Here is a 6,348-nt window from a genome sequence, read left to right as displayed (position 1 = left end):
CCATCGGCCTCCTCCTCGACACCTTCGACCCGCAGGAGTGCGCAAACTACCTCACCAACGCCGGATACGCTTCAGCATAACGTCATCACGCTTTTAACCTCTGGTCACAGCCGCAATTCGTATGGCTGCTTTCCAGCCCCTTTCCAGCCTCATTCCAGTCGCCCCAAGCCGCTGTTAACACGAACGGAATTCCCCTCGAGACCGATTCCATCCGCCGGAGGCCGCATCACGCCGGCAGCGAGCCCTCCCGCACGATCCATCCGCCGCCGAAGACGCGCGTACCGTCGGGCGCGTAGAAGACGCAGGCCTGCCCAGGCGCCACGCCCTCCTCCGGGGCGAGGAGTTCCACCCGCGCCGTCGCCGGGCCGGTCGGATGCACGCGCGCAAGCCGGGGCGGCCGGGTCGAGCGCACCCGCACGGCGAGCTCCCAGCCGCCCTCCGGCGCCTCCTCGAAGGGGCGCTCGCCCAGCCAGTTCACCTCGGCGACGGCCACCGAGCGGCTGGCGAGCGCGGCGCGCGGGCCGACGACGACCCGCCGCGCCCCAGCGTCGAGCCGCACCACGAAGAGCGGCTCGCCCCCGCCGATCCCGAGGCCGCGCCGCTGCCCGACGGTATAGCGAATCACGCCCTCGTGCCGGCCGAGCACCCGGCCGTCGACATGGACGATCTCGCCCGGCTCCGCCGCCCCGGGGCGCAGTTTCTCGATCACCGCCGCGTAGCTGCCGTTCGGCACGAAGCAGATGTCCTGGCTGTCGGGCTTCTCCGCCACCGCCAGCCCGTAGCGCGCGGCGAGCGCGCGGGTCTCGGCCTTGGACGCCAGCCCGCCGAGCGGGAAGCGCAGGTAGGCGAGCTGCTCGCGTGTGGTCGGAAAGAGGAAATAGCTCTGGTCGCGCGCCGGATCGGCGGCCCGGTGCAGCTCGGGCCCGCGCGGTCCGTCGACCCGCCGGACATAGTGGCCGGTCGCCATGCAGTCGGCGGAAAGGTCACGCGCCGTCTCGAGCAGGTCGCGGAACTTCACCCGCTCGTTGCACCGGATGCAGGGGACCGGCGTCGCCCCCGCGAGGTAGGCGTCGGCGAACTCCTCAACCACGCTCGCCCGGAAGCGGTCCTCGTAGTCGAGCACGTAGTGCGGAAAGCCCATCGCCTCGGCCACCCGGCGCGCGTCGTGGATGTCGCGCCCGGCGCAGCAGGCACCCTTGCGGGCGGTGGCGGCGCCGTGGTCGTAGAGCTGCAGCGTGACGCCGACGACGTCGTAGCCCTCCTCGCGGAGCATCGCCGCGACGACGGAACTGTCGACCCCGCCCGACATGGCCACGACGACCCGGGTGTCCTCCGGGGCCTTGCGTAAACCAAGGCTATTGAGCGGCGCCGCGTCTCGTGGCAGAAGCATATCGTGGGGCATCCTGAGGGATGCAGGGGAATATAGTAAAACCCTTTGCAGGCTCAAGGGCTTGGTTCACGGCCATTTAAGGGATGGCCTTGAAGCTGTTGCGTGGGTGATGTGCGAGTAAGGGAGTGTGATTGTGTACATCCGTCGTGAGAAGGGACCCGTCTACGTCGTCCTGCCGGACGGCTCCAAGCTGACCAGATCCGATCTGCCACCGGTCAATACCAAGCGCTGGGTCGCCCGGCGCAAGGCGACCGTCGTTGCCGCCGTCGACTTCGGCCTGCTCGAGGCGAGCGAGGCGTGCAACATGTACCACCTGTCCGACGAGGAGCTCGACCTCTGGCGCACGGCGGTCCGCCGGCACGGCGCCTCCGCGCTGCGCGTGACCGCCATTCAGAAGTATCGACAACTTTAAGGCGAGCTGGTATGGAGCAACTATCGTAATCTGTCGTTAACCGTTCCGGCGTTAACTGGTTGCCAATGAGCGATGGGCCGGTCGGTCAGATTGGAGAGCAGTCATGCGCATCCTTCTCGTGGAAGACGATCCAACGACGTCGAAGAGCATCGAACTGATGCTCCAGAACGCGAATCTCAACGTCTACGCGACGGACCTCGGCGAAGAGGGCATCGACCTCGCCAAGCTCTACGACTACGACCTGATCCTTCTCGACCTCAACCTGCCGGACATGAACGGGCACGACGTGCTCCGCCAGCTGCGCATGGCCAAGGTCGAGACGCCGATCCTCATCCTCACCGGCGCCGACGACACCGAGAACAAGCTGCGCGGCTTCGGCTTCGGCGCCGACGACTATATGACCAAGCCGTTCCACCGCCAGGAGCTGATCGCGCGCATCCACGCCATCGTGCGCCGCTCCAAGGGCCACGCCCAGTCGCTGATCACGACGGGCAAGTTCACCGTCAACCTCGACGCCAAGACCGTCGCGGTCGACGACAAGCCGGTGCACCTGACCGGCAAGGAATACCAGATGCTGGAGCTCCTCTCCCTCAGGAAGGGCACGACCCTCACCAAGGAGATGTTCCTCAACCACCTCTACGGCGGCATGGACGAGCCGGAGCTGAAGATCATCGACGTCTTCATCTGCAAGCTCCGCAAGAAGCTCTCCGAGGCCACCGGGGGCGAGAACTACATCGAGACAGTCTGGGGCCGCGGCTACGTCCTCCGCGATCCCGCGAGCAGCGAGGCGAAACGCCGGCTGGCGGTCGGGGCCTAGGCACCCCCGCATCCGCACCCCGTTTGCGTCCCGAGTGCCTCCGATTACCGACGACCAACCCTCCTCAGGAACTCGGTGACCCGCCGCGCGGGTCGCCCCTTTCTCCCCTTCTCCCGGCCGCGACAGGAGATTTTCGCCCCCCGGCGGCCGCTCAGACTTGATTCGTCCCCCCATCCGGTCAAACAATCCGCCCGTGGGACCCGGCGCCGACGAATGCCGGGCGAAAGACGAACGGGAGGTTCTCATGCGATTCGCGACGCTCACGGCGGCGGCCCTTGCCCTATCCTCGGCGGCGGCGGTGGCCCAGGACTATCCGACCGGCCCGATCACCATCGTCGTGCCCTTCTCCGCCGGCGGCCCGACCGACACGGTGACCCGCCTCGTCGCCGAGCCGATGTCGAAGACGCTCGGCCAGCAGATCGTGGTACAGAACGTCGGCGGCGCCGGCGGCACCCTCGGCGCCACCCAGGTCGCCAAAGCCGCGCCCGACGGCTACACCCTTCTCCTCCACCATATCGGCATGTCGACGGCGCCGTCACTCTACCCCGACCTCGCCTTCGACCCGGCGGCGGACTTCGCGCCCATCGGCCTCGTCACCAGCGTCCCGATGACGATCATTGCGCGCAAGGACTTCCCGCCCAACACGCTCGAGGAACTCATCGCCTACGTGAAGGAGAACGCCGACACGGTGACCTACGCCAACGCCGGCATCGGCGCGGCGAGCCACCTCTGCGGCATGCTCTTCATGTCAGCGATCGACGTCGAGCTCGTCACCGTCCCCTACCAGGGCACCGGCCCGGCGATGACCGACCTCATCGGCGGGCAGGTCGACTTCATGTGCGACCAGACCACCAACACCACCGGCCAGATCCACGGCGGCGAGGTCAAGGCCTACGCCGTCACCTCGCCCGAACGGCTCGACAGCCTGCCCGACCTGCCGACGACCGCCGAGGCCGGGCTCCCCGACTTCACCCTCGGCATCTGGCACGGGCTCTACGCCCCCGCCGGCACGCCGCAGGAGGCGCTCGACAAGCTCAACGCGGCGCTGAAGACCGCCGTCGCCGACCCGAACGTCGCCACTCGCTTCGCCGAACTAGGCACCGCACCGGCGACGGCCGAGGAGGCCACGCCCGAGGCGCTCGCCACCACCCTCACCGAGCAGATCGCGCTCTGGAAGCCGCTCATCGAGGCGGCGGGGGCCAAGGCGCAGTAGCGCCGCGCCGCGCGAGGCGCCCCCCGTGCAGCACGCCGGGCTCAAGGACATCCTGTCGGGGCTGATCTTCCTCGGCATCGCCGCCGCCTTCGGCTATGCCGCGTCCGGCTACCCACTCGGGACGGCGCTTCGCATGGGGCCGGGCTATTTCCCGCTCGTCCTCGCGGGCGCCCTCGCGGTGCTCGGCCTCGCCATCATGGCCAAGGGGATCACCGCCGCTGCCGCCGAGGGCGAGATCGGGCCGGTACCCTGGCGGGGCATCGCCTTCATCATCGGCGCCCTCGTCTTCTTCGGGGCGACGATCAAGGGCATCGGCCTCGCCCCGAGCGTCTTCGGCGCGGGGCTGCTCAGCGCCCTCGCCAGCCGGCAGAACGGCCCCGTCGCCGCGCTCACGGTCGCGGTGGCGCTGACTGTCCTCTGCATCCTCGTCTTCCACTACGGCCTCGGGCTCTCGGTCCCGGTCGTCGGCCCCTGGCTGAGGTTCTGAACATGGATCTCCTCGCCCACCTCAGCCTCGGCTTCGAGACCGCCCTCACCCCGGTCAACCTGCTCTACTGCTTCGTCGGCGTCCTGCTCGGCACGCTCGTCGGCGTGCTGCCCGGCATCGGCCCGACCGCGACGATCGCGATGCTGCTGCCGATCACCTTCTCATTCGAGCCGGTGACGGCCCTCATCATGCTCGCCGGCATCTACTACGGCGCGCAGTATGGCGGCTCGACCACGGCCATCCTCATCAACCTGCCCGGCGAGAGTTCCTCCGCGGTAACGGCGATCGATGGTTACCAGATGGCGCGCAAGGGCCAGGCCGGGCCGGCGCTCGCCACCGCCGCGCTCGGCTCCTTCTTCGCCGGCACCGTCGCCACCTTCATCCTCGTCCTCGCCGCCCCCCCGCTCGCCCGCGCCGCGCTGAGCTTCGGGCCGCCGGAATATTTCTCGCTCATCGTCCTCGGCCTCGTCGCCTCGATCGCGCTGGCGCACGGCTCGATCCTGAAGGCGCTCGCGATGATCGTGCTCGGGCTCCTCCTCGGCATGGTCGGCCAGGACATCTACACCGGCACCCCGCGCTTCACCTTCGGCTTCTTCGAGCTCTATTCCGGCATCAACTTCGTCTCCGTCGCCGTCGGCATCTTCGGCGTCGCGGAGATCCTGCGCAATCTCGAGACCGAGACGACCCGCGACGTGATGGTGAAGCGGGTCTCGAACCTCTGGCTGACCGGCGAGCAGTTCCGCCGCATCGCCGCTCCCGTCTTGCGCGGCACCGCCCTCGGCTCCGCCCTCGGCGTCCTGCCCGGCGGCGGGCACGTCCTCTCCTCCTTCGCCTCCTACTCGATCGAGAAGCGCGTCGCCAAGAACCCGGCCGAGTTCGGCCACGGCGCGATCGAGGGCGTCGCCGGCCCCGAGAGCGCCAACAACGCCGCGGCGCAGACCTCCTTCATCCCGCTCCTCACCCTCGGCATCCCGGCGCATCCGGTGATGGCACTGATGATCGGCGCCTTCATCATCCAGGGCATCACCCCCGGCCCCAACGTCATCAACGACCAGCCGGCGCTCTTCTGGGGCATCATCGTCTCGATGTGGGTCGGCAACCTGATGCTGGTCCTGCTGAACCTGCCGCTGATCGGCCTCTGGGTGAAGCTGCTGACGGTTCCCTATCGCGTCCTCTTCCCGGCCATCGTCATCTTCGCCAGCGTCGGCTGCTACGCCATCGCCTCGAACAACTTCGACGTCTACGGCATCGCCCTCTTCGGCATCCTCGGCTACGTGCTCGTCAAGCTCGGCTGCGAGCCGGCGCCGCTCCTGCTCGGCTTCGTCCTCGGCCCGCTCCTCGAGGAGCACCTGCGCCGGGCGATGATCCTCTCGCGCGGCGATCCGACGATCTTCGTCACCCGCCCGATTTCCGCCGTCCTGCTAGCGCTCTCGGTCGCCGCGCTCATCGTCGCCGTCCTGCCATCCGTCCGGCGCAAGCGCGACGAGGTCTTCGTCGAGGAGGACTGAGGGAGTAGCATTCGCCCCGATTCGTTCGGCAGGAGGACGAACGGTGGCGGAATCCCGCAGCGAGATCACCGAGGCGCTCAGCCACTCCTTTCTCTTCCCGCTGCTCGGCCCCGCCGAGCGCGACCGCTTCATCGCCGCCGCCCACGCCCGTTCCTGGCACGCCGGCGGCACCATCTTCGTGCAGGACGACCCCGGCACGTCGATGATGCTGGTGCGCTCCGGCACCGTGCGGATCGGCTATCCGACGCCCGAGGGGCGCAGCTTCCTCCTCGCCGAGCTCGGCCCCGGCGCGGTCTTCGGCGAGATCGCGCTACTCGACGGCGGCCCCCGCTCGGCCGATGCCACCGCCGCCACCGACTGCACCCTCTGGGCCTTCGAGCGGCGCGACTTCCTCCCGCTCCTCGAGCACAACTGGAAGCTCGCCGAGGCCGTCCTCCGCGTGATCTGCGGCCGCCTGCGCAGCGCCGACGCCCATATCGCCGACCTCGCCTTCTCCGACCTGCCCGGCCGCCTCGCCAAGA

Annotated in this window: 7 protein-coding genes; 6 read left to right on the top strand and 1 reads right to left on the bottom strand. The window is 68.9% G+C overall.

Going from position 1 to position 6,348, the window contains the following annotated elements:
* Positions 1-226 precede the first annotated feature (226 nt).
* Positions 227-1,390, bottom strand: a complete 1,164-nt coding sequence (gene mnmA / locus Q0112_RS16585) for a tRNA 2-thiouridine(34) synthase MnmA (RefSeq protein ID WP_297977094.1) — start codon at positions 1,388-1,390, stop codon at positions 227-229.
* 133 nt (positions 1,391-1,523) lie between these two features.
* On the opposite strand from mnmA, the gene Q0112_RS16580 reads away from it, so the two are divergent.
* The 6 genes from Q0112_RS16580 to Q0112_RS16555 all read left to right on the top strand — a co-directional run.
* Positions 1,524-1,802 carry a DUF1153 domain-containing protein gene (locus tag Q0112_RS16580; protein WP_297977093.1) on the top strand — a complete coding sequence of 93 codons (279 nt, stop codon included), beginning with the start codon at positions 1,524-1,526 and terminating at the stop codon, positions 1,800-1,802.
* A 103-nt stretch (positions 1,803-1,905) separates the two neighbouring features.
* A complete protein-coding gene (gene ctrA / locus Q0112_RS16575) occupies positions 1,906-2,619 on the top strand; it encodes a response regulator transcription factor CtrA (RefSeq protein ID WP_297977092.1) in 714 nt (237 codons plus the stop codon).
* Positions 2,620-2,863: 244 nt separating this feature from the next.
* The gene (locus Q0112_RS16570; protein WP_297977091.1) at positions 2,864-3,832 is read left to right on the top strand and encodes a tripartite tricarboxylate transporter substrate-binding protein; all 969 of its coding nucleotides are present in this window, start codon (positions 2,864-2,866) and stop codon (positions 3,830-3,832) included.
* 25 nt (positions 3,833-3,857) lie between these two features.
* Positions 3,858-4,319 carry a tripartite tricarboxylate transporter TctB family protein gene (locus tag Q0112_RS16565; protein ID WP_297977089.1) on the top strand — a complete coding sequence of 154 codons (462 nt, stop codon included), beginning with the start codon at positions 3,858-3,860 and terminating at the stop codon, positions 4,317-4,319.
* Positions 4,320-4,321: 2 nt separating this feature from the next.
* Positions 4,322-5,827 carry a tripartite tricarboxylate transporter permease gene (locus Q0112_RS16560; protein ID WP_297977088.1) on the top strand — a complete coding sequence of 502 codons (1,506 nt, stop codon included), beginning with the start codon at positions 4,322-4,324 and terminating at the stop codon, positions 5,825-5,827.
* 43 nt (positions 5,828-5,870) lie between these two features.
* The coding region (locus tag Q0112_RS16555; protein WP_297977087.1) for a Crp/Fnr family transcriptional regulator at positions 5,871-6,348 on the top strand (478 nt) is incomplete at its 3' end.

Source organism: uncultured Amaricoccus sp. (assembly GCF_937858865.1).
GTDB lineage: Bacteria > Pseudomonadota > Alphaproteobacteria > Rhodobacterales > Rhodobacteraceae > Amaricoccus.
Note: the sequence above shows the minus strand (reverse complement) of the source record. Positions and strands in the feature narration are given on the sequence as shown.